This is a genomic window from Bradyrhizobium sp. USDA 4354 (genome assembly GCF_054060315.1).
In genome coordinates, this window is record NZ_JBSSDC010000001.1 from 2,808,535 (window position 1) to 2,822,389 (window position 13,855).

Here is a 13,855-nt window from a genome sequence, read left to right on the forward strand (position 1 = left end):
GCGCACCGCCGTTGCCGCTCTAAGCCGACAGCACTTCCTTCACCGCGCGCACGTCGACCTCGCGCTCGACATAGCTCCACTCCTCGGTCCGCCGCAGCATCGCGACCAGCTCCTCGAACAGCGAGGCGTCCGCGGGAGCGAATTCGAACCAGGTGAGAAAGTCGAAGGGGCCGCCGAGGTCGCGGCAGTGATAGAGCTGGCGCGCAATCGCCGGCAGGAAGCGCAGGCTGCTCGCAATGTGGTGCGACTTGTCCTCGAAGATCCTGCGGCGCTCTTCCTGGGTCAGCTCCCACCAGGCCTGCGACTTGCGAATCGGGATCAGCGCCGCGCTGGTTGCCTCCAACCGGCCGAGGCCGGCCTGCGCGGCAACGAGCTGCTGCTTCTCAGGCCGCTCGGTGTAGCGCAGGCTGCTCGCGACCCCGACCAGCCGCCAGGCATTGCGCGAAGGCACCAGCGGCAACGAGACGGCCTCGCTGTCGGTCACCGACAGCGCCGGCACGAAGGGCAGGGGCTCGCCCGTCACTGATGAAATCGAGGTCACACGCCAGCCCCCGCTCTGGCCGCCTCGAAAGGTCCTGAACATGGGGGTATGGAAGCGTGGAACCGGGCGCGGTTCAAGCTTTTCCGCCGTCGCGTCATTCGTCCCGTCATCCTGAGGCGCTCCCATACGGCGCGCCGCGCCACATGGGAGCCTCGAAAGGATGAATCGGCCCCGATGCAGACGGACAGTCGCCCTTCGAGGCTCGCCGAAGAGGCGAGCGCCTCAGGGTGACGGGTGAGAGGCCCTGTGAATAGGTCGAATAAGCCGGATAACGCGCTTAAACCTGACTTCCAGCCGGCCCGCACCTATATGCCTGATCCTTCGCCCGACTCACCCGGTTTCGCGCTACACACAGGCCATGCGCTTCACGCCCCAATTCCTCGACGAGCTTCGTGCCCGGCTTTCGGTCTCCGAGGTCGTGGGCAAGCGCGTCAAGCTGAAGAAGGCGGGGCGGGAGTGGAAGGGGCTGTCGCCGTTTCAGCAGGAGAAGACGCCCTCCTTCTACGTCAACGACCAGAAGGGTTTTTACCACGACTTCTCCTCCGGCAAGCACGGCGACATCATCACCTTCGTGATGGAGACCGACGGCCTGCCGTTTGCGGAGGCCGTGGAGCGGCTTGCGGGCATGGCGGGCCTGCCGCTGCCGGCGGTGACGCCCGATGCGGCCCGGCACGAGCAGCGGCGCAAGTCGCTGCATGACGTCATGGATCTCGCCGCGAAATTCTTCGCGGAGACGCTGGCCTCGCGGGTTGGTGCGAAAGCGCGCGGCTATCTCGCCGACCGCGCCATCTCGCCGGCGACGCAATTGCAGTTCCGCCTCGGCTATGCCCCGCCCGAGCGCTTCGCGCTGAAGGAGCATCTCGGCAAGCTCGGCGTCTCCGTCGACGACATGGTCGAGACCGGGCTGCTCGTTGCCGGCAATGATATCCCTGTTCCTTACGATCGCTTCCGCGATCGCGTGATGTTTCCGATCACCGATTTGCGCGGCCGCGTCATCGCCTTCGGCGGGCGCGCGCTGGAGAAGGACGTTCCGGCCAAATACCTGAACTCGCCGGAGACGCCGCTCTTCCACAAGGGCGACAATCTCTACAACCACCAGACCGCGCGCAAAGCCGCGCATGGCGGCAGCGCGCTGATCGTGGTCGAAGGCTATGTCGACGTCATCGCCATGGTCACTGCGGGCTTTGCGGGCGCGGTCGCGCCGCTCGGCACCGCGCTCACCGAGAGCCAGCTCGCGCTGCTCTGGAAGATGGCGGACGAGCCGATCCTCTGCTTCGACGGCGACCGCGCCGGGCAGAAGGCGGCGTATCGCGCTGCCGATCTCGCGCTGCCCTTCCTCGCACCCGGAAAGAGTCTTCGTTTTGCGCTGCTGCCGGAAGGGCAGGACCCCGACGATCTCGTGCGCTCGGGCGGACGCGGCGCGATCGAGGAGGTGATCGCAGCCGCCCGTCCGCTCGCCGACATGATCTGGTCGCGCGAGCTCGAAGGCGGCAATTTTGCAACGCCGGAGCGCCGCGCCGCGCTGGAGGCCCGCATCAAGGAGCTCACGAACGGCATCCGCGACGAGGTGGTGCGGCGCTATTACCGCGACGAGTTCGTCGAGCGGCTGCAGCGCACCTTCGCGCCCGAAGGCGGGCGCGGCTTTGGCGGCCGGGGCAATTTCCGTCCCGGCGGCGGCCGGCCGTTCCAGCCGAGGGCGGTGGGCCAATCGAATCGATTCGGCGGCCAAGGATTTGGTGGCCAGGGATTCGGTGGTCAAGGATTTGGCGGGGGCCGACGCGGCGCCCCGGGTCCTACTTTGCTACCGTCAGGCCCCTACCAGGCGGCGAGCCCCCAGCTCGCGGCAAGCCCGATCATGCGGGGCCAGCGCAGCGCCATCTCCCGCCGGGAGGCCCTGATCCTGCAATGCCTGATCAACCACCCCTGGCTGCTGCATGAGCATCTCGAGGAGGTCGCCGCCCTGGAGCTGGCCCATCCCGAGGCCCATAAGCTCAGGGCCGGCATCATCGCCGCCTTCGCCAACGACCATCACCACTCGCCGGACCCTGGCGAGCAGGCCGACAAGATGCGCAGCGACCTCGAAAAGGGCGGATTTTCTCAAACTCTTCAAAGGGTTGAGAATGTCATCACAACCCAGGCGGTGTGGGCCGCCCGCGAGGGCGCAGCACGGGACGACGTTCTTGCCACCTGGCACCAGCTGGTTGCCTTGCATCGGCAGTGGCATTCACTACTTAGAGAGCTGAAAGACGCCGAGCTGGCCTTGGGGGAGGATTCCAGCGAGGCCAATTTGGCATGGCTGCGTGACGTCAAGGCTCGGATAGGGGAAGTCGACGGTACCGAGGCCCTGATCGAGGGTTTTGGCGAGCTGTCGGGCCGGCTCCAGAAGAGCATGTGATGAAAGAAACATGCGGACGGCCGCGGCCGGAACCGCTAAAAGACTCGCCAAATCCTAGGTTTGGCGGCAAAAACAGGGTTAATCGAGGCTTAACGGTCTTGTAGCACTTTGGCCCAGAGGCGGCCGCAGGCATAACAGACGCGTCAGGAATAAATCCGCGCAATCGCTGTTGGCACTACACCTGCATCCGCCGCGACAAAGAGGCTGACGAAGCGTTAGGCAATTCCGGCGAGAGAAAGTTGGGGGTGGCGAGAGGTTTGTGCGCCGCCCTTTCCGTGTCGAGAGCTGCCGAAGCGAGAGCGTCGAGCAACAGGTTCATGTGAATTCAGGCAGGCGCGGCGGGCGTCTCGCATGAAGCGCGTTTAGGAGCAATGGATGGCCACCAAGGCAAAGACGCTGCAGGCGAAGGACAAGGAAAAAGACGACAAGGCAGCGGATGCGCCGGAGAAGGACTCCCAGGACGCACCCTCGCCCTTGCTCGACCTGTCCGACGCCGCCGTGAAGAAGATGATCAAGCAGGCCAAGAAGCGCGGCTTCGTGACCTTCGATCAGCTCAACGAAGTCTTGCCGTCCGACCAGACCTCGCCCGAACAGATCGAGGACATCATGTCGATGCTCTCCGACATGGGCATCAACGTCACCGAAGCCGAGGACACCGAAGGCGAGGAGGAGAAGGACGAGGGCGACGACGAGACCGATAACGAGCTCGTCGAGGTCACCCAGAAGGCCGTCACCGAGGTCAAGAAGAGCGAGCCGGGCGAGCGCACCGACGATCCCGTGCGCATGTATCTGCGCGAGATGGGCACGGTCGAGCTGCTCTCCCGCGAAGGCGAAATCGCGATTGCGAAGCGCATCGAGGCCGGCCGCGAGGCGATGATCGCGGGCCTCTGCGAAAGCCCGCTGACCTTCCAGGCCATCATCATCTGGCGCGACGAGCTCAACGAAGGCAAGATCTTCCTCCGCGACATCATCGATCTCGAAGCGACCTATGCCGGCCCGGACGCCAAGGGCGGCATGAACACCGCGATGATCGCAGGTCCGAGCGGCGAGAACGGCGAAGCTCCTGCCGAGGGCGGCGAAGCTACAGCGTCCGCAGCTGCGCCCGCGCATGTCGCCCCGCCTGCGGCGCCGCCGGCGCCGACCCCGTTCCGCGCCGCGCCTGCGGCCGGCACTGAGGGCGAGGAGAAGGATCCGGGCGAGGCCGCGGCCGAAGCCGACATGGACGACGACGAGTTCGAGAACCAGATGTCGCTCGCGGCGATCGAGGCCGAGCTCAAGCCGAAGGTGGTCGAGATCTTCGACAAGATCGCCGACAGCTACAAGAAGCTGCGCAAGCTTCAGGAGCAGGACATCCAGAACCAGCTCCAGAACGAGTCGCTCTCGCCGCACCAGGAGCGCAAGTACAAGAAGCTGAAGGACGAGATCATCGTCGAGGTGAAGTCGCTGCGCCTCAACCAGGCCCGCATCGACTCACTCGTCGAGCAGCTCTACGACATCAACAAGCGCCTCGTCTCGCATGAGGGCCGCCTGATGCGCCTTGCCGACAGCCACGGCGTCGCGCGCGAGGACTTTTTGCGCAACTACACCGGCTCGGAGCTCGATCCGCGCTGGCTCAACCGCGTTTCGAAACTCTCGGCCAAGGGCTGGAAGAACTTCGTCCATCACGAGAAGGACCGCATCAAGGACCTCCGTCACGAGGTGCACCAGCTCGCGGCGCTGACCGGCCTCGAGATCGTCGAGTTCCGCAAGATCGTGCACTCCGTGCAGAAGGGCGAGCGCGAGGCACGCCAGGCCAAGAAGGAGATGGTGGAAGCCAACCTCCGTCTCGTGATCTCGATCGCCAAGAAATACACCAACCGCGGCCTGCAGTTCCTCGACCTGATCCAGGAAGGCAACATCGGCCTGATGAAGGCGGTCGACAAGTTCGAGTATCGCCGCGGCTACAAGTTCTCGACCTACGCCACGTGGTGGATCCGGCAGGCGATCACCCGCTCGATTGCGGACCAGGCGCGCACCATCCGCATCCCCGTGCACATGATCGAGACGATCAACAAGATCGTGCGCACCTCGCGCCAGATGCTCAACGAGATCGGCCGCGAGCCCACTCCAGAGGAATTGGCCGAAAAGCTCGGCATGCCGCTGGAGAAAGTGCGAAAAGTCCTCAAGATCGCCAAGGAGCCGCTGTCGCTGGAGACGCCGGTCGGTGACGAAGAGGATTCGCATCTCGGCGATTTCATCGAGGACAAGAACGCGATCCTGCCGATCGACGCCGCGATCCAGTCGAACCTGCGCGAGACCACCACGCGCGTGCTGGCGTCCCTGACGCCGCGCGAAGAACGCGTCCTGCGCATGCGCTTCGGCATCGGCATGAACACCGACCACACGCTGGAAGAAGTCGGCCAGCAGTTCTCGGTGACGCGCGAGCGTATCCGCCAGATCGAAGCGAAGGCGCTGCGGAAGCTGAAGCATCCGTCGCGGTCGCGGAAGCTGCGGAGCTTCTTGGACAACTGATCGTAGACCGCGATCCAAAGCAAAACGGCGGGCGTTGGCCCGCCGTTTTTTGTTTTGTCCGTCATTGCGAGCCAACGGGGCCGCGCTTCGCACGGACCCGTAGGCTCGCAATGACGTGGAGTGATTGAAGGCCTACTTCTTCTTCGCCCCCACCCTTTCGATCCGCTTGATCTCCAGCGGGGGACGGCCGCTCTTCTCCGCAATCTCGCGGTCCTGCTCCATGATGTAGCCGCGGGCGGGTTCGTCGCCGTCGAGGCCGCCGAGCAGCTCGGTGGGCACGCGGCGGTTGGAGCGCTGGGAGCCGTCTTCATAGACGACGTTGAAGAAGGCGAATTCGCCCTTGGGATTGGTTCCGGGTTTCTTGGCCATGGCGGCTTGTCGTCGATCAGGACGCTGCAGTCAAATGACTTTGGGCCTGCCATAGGCGGGCTCTTTCCGAGGGGGCGAAGCCTCCGCGCTTCCTTGATGCGCGTACTTGACCTGAGGTTGATATTGAACGAAAATGAAGCTTTCAATTGCTCCGCTGCATTTGGGAGCGCGTGATATGCCTAATACGGTCATGGATTATTCCAAAATCTGTTTCGTCATCATGCCGTTCGGCTCGAAGAAAGTCGGCGACAAGGATGTCGATTTCGATGTGATCTACAGTGACATCTTTATCCCCGCCATCGCCGCGGTCGACCTGCCCGAGGGCGGCAAGCTCGAGCCGCGGCGTACCGATCAGGACTTCTTCACGGCATTGATCACGCAGGACATGTTCGAGTACTTGGAGTACTCGCGCTTCGCGTTGGCCGACATCAGTGGTCTCAACTTCAATGTCGCCTACGAACTCGGCGTTCGGCACCGCGCTCGTGAGGCCGGCACGGCGATCTTCCGCCAGGGCAACGCCGCTCCGCCCTTTGATATCGCGTCGATCAAGGCCTTCCCTTACGAATATGCGCCTGCTTCGGAGGCGGAGAAATCGCGGACGCTGATCACGCGGGTGTTGACAGAGTCGCTCAAGCGCAACCGGATCGACAGTCCGGTTCGGCGTGCCCTCGACGAGCAGCGGCAGTCTCCGCCGGTCAACGACTTGTTGACACAGGCTGAAAACGAGATCCGCGCCTACGACGTCACCGGCGCGATGGAGATCTATCGCCAAGTGGTCGCGGCCGATCCCAATAATCCGTTGCCGCGGATGAAGCTCGGCTTGTTATGCAGAGACAACAACATCTGGGACGAAGCGCTCGAACAATTCACCGCTGCGGCGAAGGTGTCGCCGACCTATAGCGAAGCCTGGCGCGAAAAGGGGGTCGCCGAGAACAAGGTCGCGCAGATCGCCAAACAGCCACTCGATTCCGATCCCGCGCCCGGCGAAACATCCATTCGCGAGGCGATCAGGCTCAACCCCAAGGGGTTTGACGCTCTCGCCTCCCTCGGCGGCGTCCTCAGACGCGCCAAGCGGCTTGGGCCTGCACTTGCCGCCTATGAGGAGTCGATGAAGGTCTCGGGCGGGCATCCGTACCCGCTGCTCAACGCGCTGAAGCTGCGTGCGCAAATCAACGGCCGTCTTCTCGTGTCCGAGTCGGATAAGCTTGCGTTGGCGCGTGCCGCCCGCGTCCGGGAGGCGCAGTTGAAACAGCAGCCGCCGTTCGATCGACCCTGGTGCTACTTCGATCTCGCGGAGATCAGGCTGTATCAAGGGGATGCCGCTGCCTTTCTCATGATCGCCAAGGATGGATTCGCGGATCTCGACACGGCCAACTGGCAGCGCAAGACCTTCATCGACGCTCTGCGCGGACTGCTGCCCGCAGAGAGCGAGTTTCCGGGATTCAAGGCGGGCTTCGAAGAGCTGGAGAAGAAACTGCCGCCGGAGCGACCGAACGCGCCTCCGCTGGTTCAGAGGTGAAGCGCGACGCCGGTCGCGCCAAATGCCCTGACACCGTGTGTTCAATGGAAGCATCCTGGGGAGACGACGATGACCATCTTGGAGTCCGTTGCGGATAGTCAGGCCAAATGGTCGACCACCGCGAATGGGATGAAGTCGACGATCGATCGCGCACGGTGGTTTGTCTTCGCTCTGTCGTCACTGGGTGCGGTATTGGCGGCAGTGGCAAGCCAGATGCCGGAAGGGAATGCCAATCCCCGCACCTGGGTCGCGATCACGGCGGCGATATGCCTCGCATTCGCGACCTTCTTCACGCACCGCCTGCTCGGTCCCGATCGTATCGCCGCCTGGGTTCGCGCCCGCGCAATCTCGGAACGCTTGAAGCGTGAGGCCTATCGATACGCGACGAAAGCTGCGCCTTATGACGATCCAGCCAAGGCGGACGTCGTTCTCGGTGCTGAGCTTCAGAAGATCGATCAGGACGCCAAAGAACTGCTCGAGCAGCAAATCCCGGCCAAGGACCAGGGATCATCGCCGCGTGCTTTTCTTGGGATCGACGAGTATCTGGCGAAGCGGGCCAACAAGCAGATCGCATACTATGAGGACCGGGCCAAGGAGTACCAGTCGACGGCGTGGCGGCTCAGGTCTCTGGAGCTGGTCTTGGCGGCAGCCGCGACGCTGCTCACGGCCGTTGCCAGCGTCGTTGCCAAGCCCATTATTTTGGGCGTCCACTTCGATCTCGCCGCGCTTACGGCTGTGCTCACGACCCTTGGCGGCGCTGTCATCGCCCATATCGAGGCGGAGCGTTATAGCTTTCTCGTGGTCACGTATCGCGCAACTGCATTGCAGCTGCAGCGACGCGTGGACGGCGCGAAAGAACCGTTGTCGGACTTCGTCAACGACTGCGAAAATATTCTGGCGGCGGAGAACGCATCCTGGATCGCGAAACAGGCCAAGTGAGTTCGATGTCGGGGTGCGCAAACCGCGCTGCCCTCAATAAACGGCGGGCCGAAGCCCGCCGTTTATTGGTCTTCAGCGTCGCCCGGGGCTGGCAGGGCGACAACCTAAAATAGAAGGCTATAGGCTGCGCCCCGCTATGGCAAGGCAAATCGTGGTGGCGTCGATGTCGCAGCGAGCGCATCAGATATGCGCTGGTAACGATGGGTGATGTGGCCCCGCATCAAAACAATTGTTTGGGTTGCCAAATCAATTTGTTCATTCTTCTTGCTCTTGCAACGCAGCGAGAGCCGCGCGGTCTGTAGGAAGGTGCGTTGGCCTGCACGTCTTCCCACCTGCGCGCAGACGGTGTGATCCCATGTGCAAAGCAAGTTCCATCGTCCCGGCACTCCGCTCAGCGGGCGCGTGTGCGCTGCGTCACTTCCTGCACAGCGAGCCGCGATCCGTGTCCGCCGCCTTTGCCGCTGTCCTCCTTGCGCCCCTGTGCCATGATCGCGCTGCCCATCGCGGCCGAGCCGAAGGTGATGAGGAAGGAGGCGAGCAAGAGGACAAGTGCAACGCCGGGTGCGCGGTCGGCGAAGATCAGCTCGCGCAGATGTCCGGGGTTGAGCCAGAGCAGGCCGCCGACCAGCAGCGCGGCGGCGCAGGCGCCGATCGCGAGGTTGATGGCGAGCAGGCGAAACAGCGGGATGCGGAGAAGGGAGCGGGTTGGCTGAGAAGGCTGGTGGTTGGGGATGGGTAGTTGCCTCACGGGGACAATGCATCGGCCGAGGGCGCTGCGGGCATCAACGCTATAGCGATAACTCTCTCATCCGTCATTCCGGAGCGCGCGAAGCGCGAGTCCGAAATCCATTCATCCACCAACTCTGTCGCCCGATGGATTCTCAGGTGCGCAATTGCGCACCATAGTTCGCACTTCGCGCGCCCCGGAATGACGAGTGGAGGATGCGGTGCGACCATTCATCTCACGTTGCCTGCGGTGCGATCGTCGCCTGCGCGATTGTCCCGGAAACGCGGACGCCGCCGTCACGCCGCCGGCGCCACCTGGCCGCGCTCTTGCGCCGCCTGCTGGCGCTCCATCATGGTCTGCCACAGCGTTGCGATGCTCTCCTGCGTGTGCGGCGCGATCCGGCAATGGCCCTCATTGTCGAAGCCGCAGAACCGCATCGACGATTCCTTCTTCACCTCGGTCAGCGCCTGGTTGATCATTTCGAGACACGTCATGACCTGGCCGACGGCATTGCGCTTTGACGCTCGCAGCGTTCCCGGGCATGATCGCGCGCTGCTTCGCGCTGGGATTTGGGGGGACTGCTCCACATGCTGAGACTGCTTTTCGCCGCCGCGTTGGTCGTGTCTCTGGCCGGCGGGTCGGCGCAGGCCGCCCGCTGCGGTGGCGACTTCAACAGCTTCATTGCCAGCATGGCGCAGGAAGCACAGGCGGCCGGCGTCTCCGCGAGCGTGACCAATGCGGCGCTCGGCGGCGTGACGCCGGACGGCGCCGTGCTCGCCTTCGACCGACGCCAGCGCCACACCTTCAACAAGAGCTTCGAGCAGTACGTCTCGACCCGCGTCGGCCCCGGCCGCATCAATGGCGCGCGGGCGCTGCTGCAGCGCCACGCCGCGCTGCTGTCGCGTATCGAGCAGCAGTTCGGCGTGCCTCGGTACATCCTGGTCGCGATCTGGGGGCTGGAAAGCGATTTCGGCAAGGGCGACACCGGCAAGCTGCCGGTGATCCGCACGCTGGCGACGCTCGCGCATGACTGCCGCCGCACCGATCTGTTCCAGGGCGAGATGCTCGCTGCGCTCAAGATCGTGCAGCGCGGCGACCTGCCGCTGCGCGACCTCATCGGCGCCTATGCCGGCGAGATCGGCCAGACCCAGTTCCTGCCGTCGTCCTACATCAAATACGGCGTCGATTTCGACGGCGACGGCCATGTCGATCTCCGCCACAGCATCCCCGACGTGCTCGCCTCGACCGCGAACCTCCTGCACACGAGCGGCTTCAAGATGGGCCAGCCCTATGGCGAAGGCACGCCGAACTTCGAGGCGATGCGCGAGTGGAACAGGGCGGTGATCTATCGCAAGACCATCGGGTATTTCGCGGACCGGTTGATGGGGCAGTGAGAGCGGCACCCCGAGGGCGGGCAGAGCGCCCACGCCACACACGCGGTGTCATCGCCCGGCTTTGACCGGGCGATCCAGTACTCCGAGACAGCAGTGATGGAAACGAGAAGCTGCGGCGTACGGGATTCCCCGCCTGCCGCCTTCGCTAAAGCTTCGGCGCCCCTGGACCTCAACCCCGGCGAAGCCTTGGCGTAGACGGGTCGCGGGGAATGACAGCGGTGGTGTGGCGCGATAGGCGAATTCCTCATTCATGTCCCCTTCGCGATTCTCTCCCAGCCGCCGCTGCAACGGCGCCAAGTACGTTCCCGGACGGAAGCGTTCCAACAGGTCCATGAAGCGGGCATCGTTGCAGATCAGAATGCGAGACTCGTTCTTCTCGATGCCCCTGATGATGCTCAGCGCGGCGTCTGTCGGCGAATTTCCCGGTCAAATCCCCAATCGTGGAACTCGGATTACTTTTTTTTGAAATGAAACCGAACCGTACCCGCACTTGGTTTTTAACATACGTTAGGCAATCGATCATTGGGAGCCGCCGATGGGACAGGCAAAGCCATTTCGCGCGACAGCGCTGATCGTTGAAGACGACGCCATGCAGCGGGAGATGCTTTGCGTTCTCCTGGAAGAGAGCGGCTATCAGGTCATACAGTGCGAAAGCGCCGAGGCGGCTGAGCTCGTCCTCGACACGAGCGCCGGCGCACTCTGTCTGATGCTGACCGACGTCCAGCTTGCCGGCCGCATGAACGGCGTCGAGCTCGCGCACGTGGCCAAGCACCGCAATCCCAAGCTCGACGTCATCGTCACCTCCGGCCGTCCCTTGATGCAGCCCTTGCCCGATGGCGCCAAGTTCTGGGCCAAACCCTGGGCGCCGCTCGACGTGCTGCGCGAGGCCGAGATCGCTCAGCTGTCCTGACGGCTACCCCGCCGGCTCACTTTCTCGCCGCGAGCCGCGGTGATAAGGTCGGCGCATGACCTGGTCCTTCCTGCTCACCTCGCTCATCGTCGTCGCATCGCCGGGCACCGGCGTGCTTTACACGCTGGCCGCGGCACTGACCCGTGGCTCGCGGGCCAGCATAGCGGCCGCCTTCGGCTGCACGCTCGGCATCGTGCCGCACATGGTGGCGGCGATGCTCGGCCTTGCCGCCGTGCTCCACACCAGCGCACTTGCCTTCGCCGTGCTGAAATGGTGCGGCGTCGCCTATCTGCTCTATATGTCCTGGCAGGCGCTGCGCGAGCGTGGCGCATTAGCGGTCGAGGGTGATATCCGCGAACGATCGAGCGGCCGCGTCATCGTCACCGGATTCCTGATCAACATCCTCAATCCAAAACTGTCGATCTTCTTCCTCGCTTTCCTGCCGCAGTTCATCGCGGCGGACGAGGCCCATGTGCTGGCGCGCATGCTGGAATTGAGCGGTGCATTCATGGCGATGACCTTTGCGGTGTTCGCCCTCTACGGCTTCTCCGCCGCCGCGGTGCGCGAGCGCGTCATCTCCCGCCCGGGCGTCATGGCCTGGCTACGCCGGAGCTTTGCGGCCGGCTTTGCCGCGCTTGGCGCCAAGCTGGCGTTTGCCGAGCGGTAGGTTTTCTTCAGCTCTTGAAAGATCGTCATGCCCGGGCTTGTCCCGGCCATGATGCTGTCGGAGCATCTGCGCCTCGAACACTCATCCAATAAAAAAGCGGGCCTGTTGCCCGCCATCGTCAAACCCGTTCGATCGACCCGACGCCCGGGCGGAGCGAGACCCCACCCGGGCAAAGAAACAGAAGCCTCGTTACTTCTTCTTCGCCTTCTTGGCCTTTTTCGCCTTCTTCTTCGCCGCCTTCTTCGCTTTCTTAGCCATAGTATCCTCTCAAGGGTTAATGGTGGAACGCGACACGAGGGATGCTCGGCGGAGGGCCAGCCTCGCAACATCCTCGACGACAAACTCAGCAGATTCGGAGCCGGCTGCCCCGCGCTGTCATATCTCCGTCATCGCGTTATCCACAGCTCAGATGCATTTTCGGGTGATTTTGGTTCGCGAATCCGCTTCGCGCACCCCGCGGCATGGGCCGCTCGTCCGCAGCCGGGCTTGCTTAACAATTCCGGAATCCGCTCGCGGATTCATCAATCCAAAACCAACGGCCAAGTTTGCACGATTGCGGTGAGACTCCATTAAGCGCGCCGCGCGCATGATCGCCCGCAAGAACACGGGGGCGGGTATGTACGGGCAGTTGCCAAACGAAGAGGGCGGGACCATGCGCGTCCCGCAGTCGCCATGCTGAGCGTGCCGACACTCTGGACCGTCATCGTCATCAACTTCCTGGCGCTGGGCCTGATCTGGGCCTATGTGGCGCGCGCCTATCCCAAATTCGAGGCGGCGCGGTACTGGACGGCGGCGGCGGTGCTGGCTGCAGCAGGCGCGGCGATCTCGATGCTGCGCGACGTGATGGATCCGCGCTTCCCGCTGATCGGCGGTGGCGGCCTGATGATCTTCTCGTCGTGGCTCGCCTGCATGGGCGTCGCCCGGTTCTATCACCGGCCGGTGTCCTGGCCGACGGCGATCGCCACGTCGTTGCTCTGCAGCGCCGGCCTCGCCTTCTTCCTGGTCGTCACCGACAACATGCCGATGCGGGTCGTGATCTACTCGCTGGCACAATCGACCCCGATCCTGCTGATGCTGCCGCTGCTCCTCGGCAAGCAGAACGGGCGGGAAAATCCCGGCGCTCGCCTCGCTGCGATCGTGGGATTGCTGCTCCTGTCCATTCACGTGGTCCGCTCCGGCGCGGCGCTGCTCGGCTATGGCGGCGCCATCACCGCGATCAACTTCAACGGTCTGCAGGCCTTGATGATCCTGCTCCTGGTGTTCCTGGCCATGGCCTGGAATTTCGCCTGTCTGCTGATGGCGATCGAGCGGCTGCGCAACGAGGTGGCCGACCTTGCGCTGCTCGACGACCTCACCGGTGTCGCCAACCGGCGGCATCTGCTGCAGCGTCTGACCGAGGAGTGCGCCCGTTCGGGGCGCAGCGGCGTGCCGTTCTCGCTGCTGCTGATCGATCTCGACGGCTTCAAGACCATCAACGACACCCATGGCCATGCCGCCGGCGATGCCTGCCTCAAGCACTTCACCCTGATGGCGCAGACGCGCCTGCGGCCCGGCGACATGCTCGCCCGCACCGGCGGCGACGAGTTCTGTGTCGTGCTGCCGTCCTCGTCGTTGCGCGAGGCTGCCGCGATCGCCCGCCGCGTGCTCGAGGTCTGCCGTCAGGATGCCGAGGCCTGCACCGCCAGCGATATTCCGATCGCGATCTCGATCGGGGTTGCGCAGTGGGATCGCGCCATCGGGGAATTCCCGGACCGTTTGATGGCCAATGCCGACCACGCCCTCTATGCCGCCAAGAAGAACGGCAAGAACGACTTCGCGGTCTATGATCCCGCCCCACCGCTTTCGCCCGAGACGATCGAGACGTTGAGGAAATTCGCGTAAAG

The 13,855-nt window shown here is 63.9% G+C and carries 12 protein-coding genes and 1 pseudogene; 8 read left to right on the forward strand and 5 right to left on the reverse strand.

Annotation, left to right across the window (positions count from 1 at the left end):
* Positions 1-19 precede the first annotated feature (19 nt).
* Complete coding sequence (locus tag ACVIIV_RS13215) at positions 20-583, reverse strand: chlorite dismutase family protein (RefSeq protein ID WP_456744576.1); 564 nt, start codon at positions 581-583, stop codon at positions 20-22.
* Between the two features lie 316 nt (positions 584-899).
* Between ACVIIV_RS13215 and dnaG the strand changes: the two genes are divergently transcribed.
* Both dnaG and rpoD read left to right on the forward strand, forming a co-directional pair.
* Positions 900-2,936, forward strand: coding sequence for a DNA primase (gene dnaG, locus ACVIIV_RS13220; RefSeq protein WP_456744577.1), 2,037 nt, complete (start codon positions 900-902; stop codon positions 2,934-2,936).
* Positions 2,937-3,311: 375 nt separating this feature from the next.
* On the forward strand, positions 3,312-5,447 hold the full coding sequence (gene rpoD / locus ACVIIV_RS13225; RefSeq protein ID WP_456744578.1) for an RNA polymerase sigma factor RpoD: 2,136 nt from the start codon (positions 3,312-3,314) through the stop codon (positions 5,445-5,447).
* 132 nt (positions 5,448-5,579) lie between these two features.
* On the opposite strand, the gene ACVIIV_RS13230 is transcribed toward rpoD, so the two are convergent.
* Positions 5,580-5,816 (reverse strand): hypothetical protein, encoded by a 237-nt coding sequence (locus tag ACVIIV_RS13230; RefSeq protein ID WP_456744579.1) that lies wholly within the window; start codon positions 5,814-5,816, stop codon positions 5,580-5,582.
* A 175-nt stretch (positions 5,817-5,991) separates the two neighbouring features.
* On the opposite strand from ACVIIV_RS13230, the gene ACVIIV_RS13235 reads away from it, so the two are divergent.
* Together ACVIIV_RS13235 and ACVIIV_RS13240 are read left to right on the forward strand one after the other, a co-directional pair.
* Positions 5,992-7,335: a hypothetical protein gene (locus tag ACVIIV_RS13235; protein ID WP_456744580.1), complete on the forward strand. Its 1,344-nt coding sequence runs from the start codon at positions 5,992-5,994 to the stop codon at positions 7,333-7,335.
* Between the two features lie 69 nt (positions 7,336-7,404).
* Positions 7,405-8,274 (forward strand): DUF4231 domain-containing protein, encoded by an 870-nt coding sequence (locus ACVIIV_RS13240; RefSeq protein WP_456744581.1) that lies wholly within the window; start codon positions 7,405-7,407, stop codon positions 8,272-8,274.
* Between the two features lie 391 nt (positions 8,275-8,665).
* On the opposite strand, the gene ACVIIV_RS13245 is transcribed toward ACVIIV_RS13240, so the two are convergent.
* Both ACVIIV_RS13245 and ACVIIV_RS13250 read right to left on the reverse strand, forming a co-directional pair.
* Positions 8,666-9,007, reverse strand: coding sequence for a hypothetical protein (locus ACVIIV_RS13245; RefSeq protein WP_456748714.1), 342 nt, complete (start codon positions 9,005-9,007; stop codon positions 8,666-8,668).
* Between the two features lie 290 nt (positions 9,008-9,297).
* Positions 9,298-9,495 (reverse strand): hypothetical protein, encoded by a 198-nt coding sequence (locus ACVIIV_RS13250; RefSeq protein WP_456744582.1) that lies wholly within the window; start codon positions 9,493-9,495, stop codon positions 9,298-9,300.
* A gap of 93 nt (positions 9,496-9,588) precedes the next feature.
* Here ACVIIV_RS13250 and ACVIIV_RS13255 point away from each other — a divergent pair, with 93 nt between their 5' ends.
* A complete protein-coding gene (locus ACVIIV_RS13255; protein WP_456744583.1) occupies positions 9,589-10,395 on the forward strand; it encodes a lytic murein transglycosylase in 807 nt (268 codons plus the stop codon).
* Between the two features lie 255 nt (positions 10,396-10,650).
* On the opposite strand, the pseudogene ACVIIV_RS13260 reads toward ACVIIV_RS13255, so the two are convergent.
* Positions 10,651-10,812, reverse strand: a pseudogene (locus ACVIIV_RS13260) (acetoin dehydrogenase); the annotation flags it as partial.
* Between the two features lie 118 nt (positions 10,813-10,930).
* Here ACVIIV_RS13260 and ACVIIV_RS13265 point away from each other — a divergent pair.
* From ACVIIV_RS13265 to ACVIIV_RS13275, 3 genes are all read left to right on the forward strand, one after another.
* Positions 10,931-11,305 (forward strand): response regulator, encoded by a 375-nt coding sequence (locus ACVIIV_RS13265; protein ID WP_456744584.1) that lies wholly within the window; start codon positions 10,931-10,933, stop codon positions 11,303-11,305.
* 55 nt (positions 11,306-11,360) lie between these two features.
* Positions 11,361-11,972, forward strand: a complete 612-nt coding sequence (locus ACVIIV_RS13270) for a LysE family translocator (RefSeq protein ID WP_456744585.1) — start codon at positions 11,361-11,363, stop codon at positions 11,970-11,972.
* 672 nt (positions 11,973-12,644) lie between these two features.
* The gene (locus tag ACVIIV_RS13275) at positions 12,645-13,853 is read left to right on the forward strand and encodes a GGDEF domain-containing protein (protein ID WP_456744586.1); all 1,209 of its coding nucleotides are present in this window, start codon (positions 12,645-12,647) and stop codon (positions 13,851-13,853) included.
* The last annotated feature ends 2 nt before the right edge of the window (positions 13,854-13,855 follow it).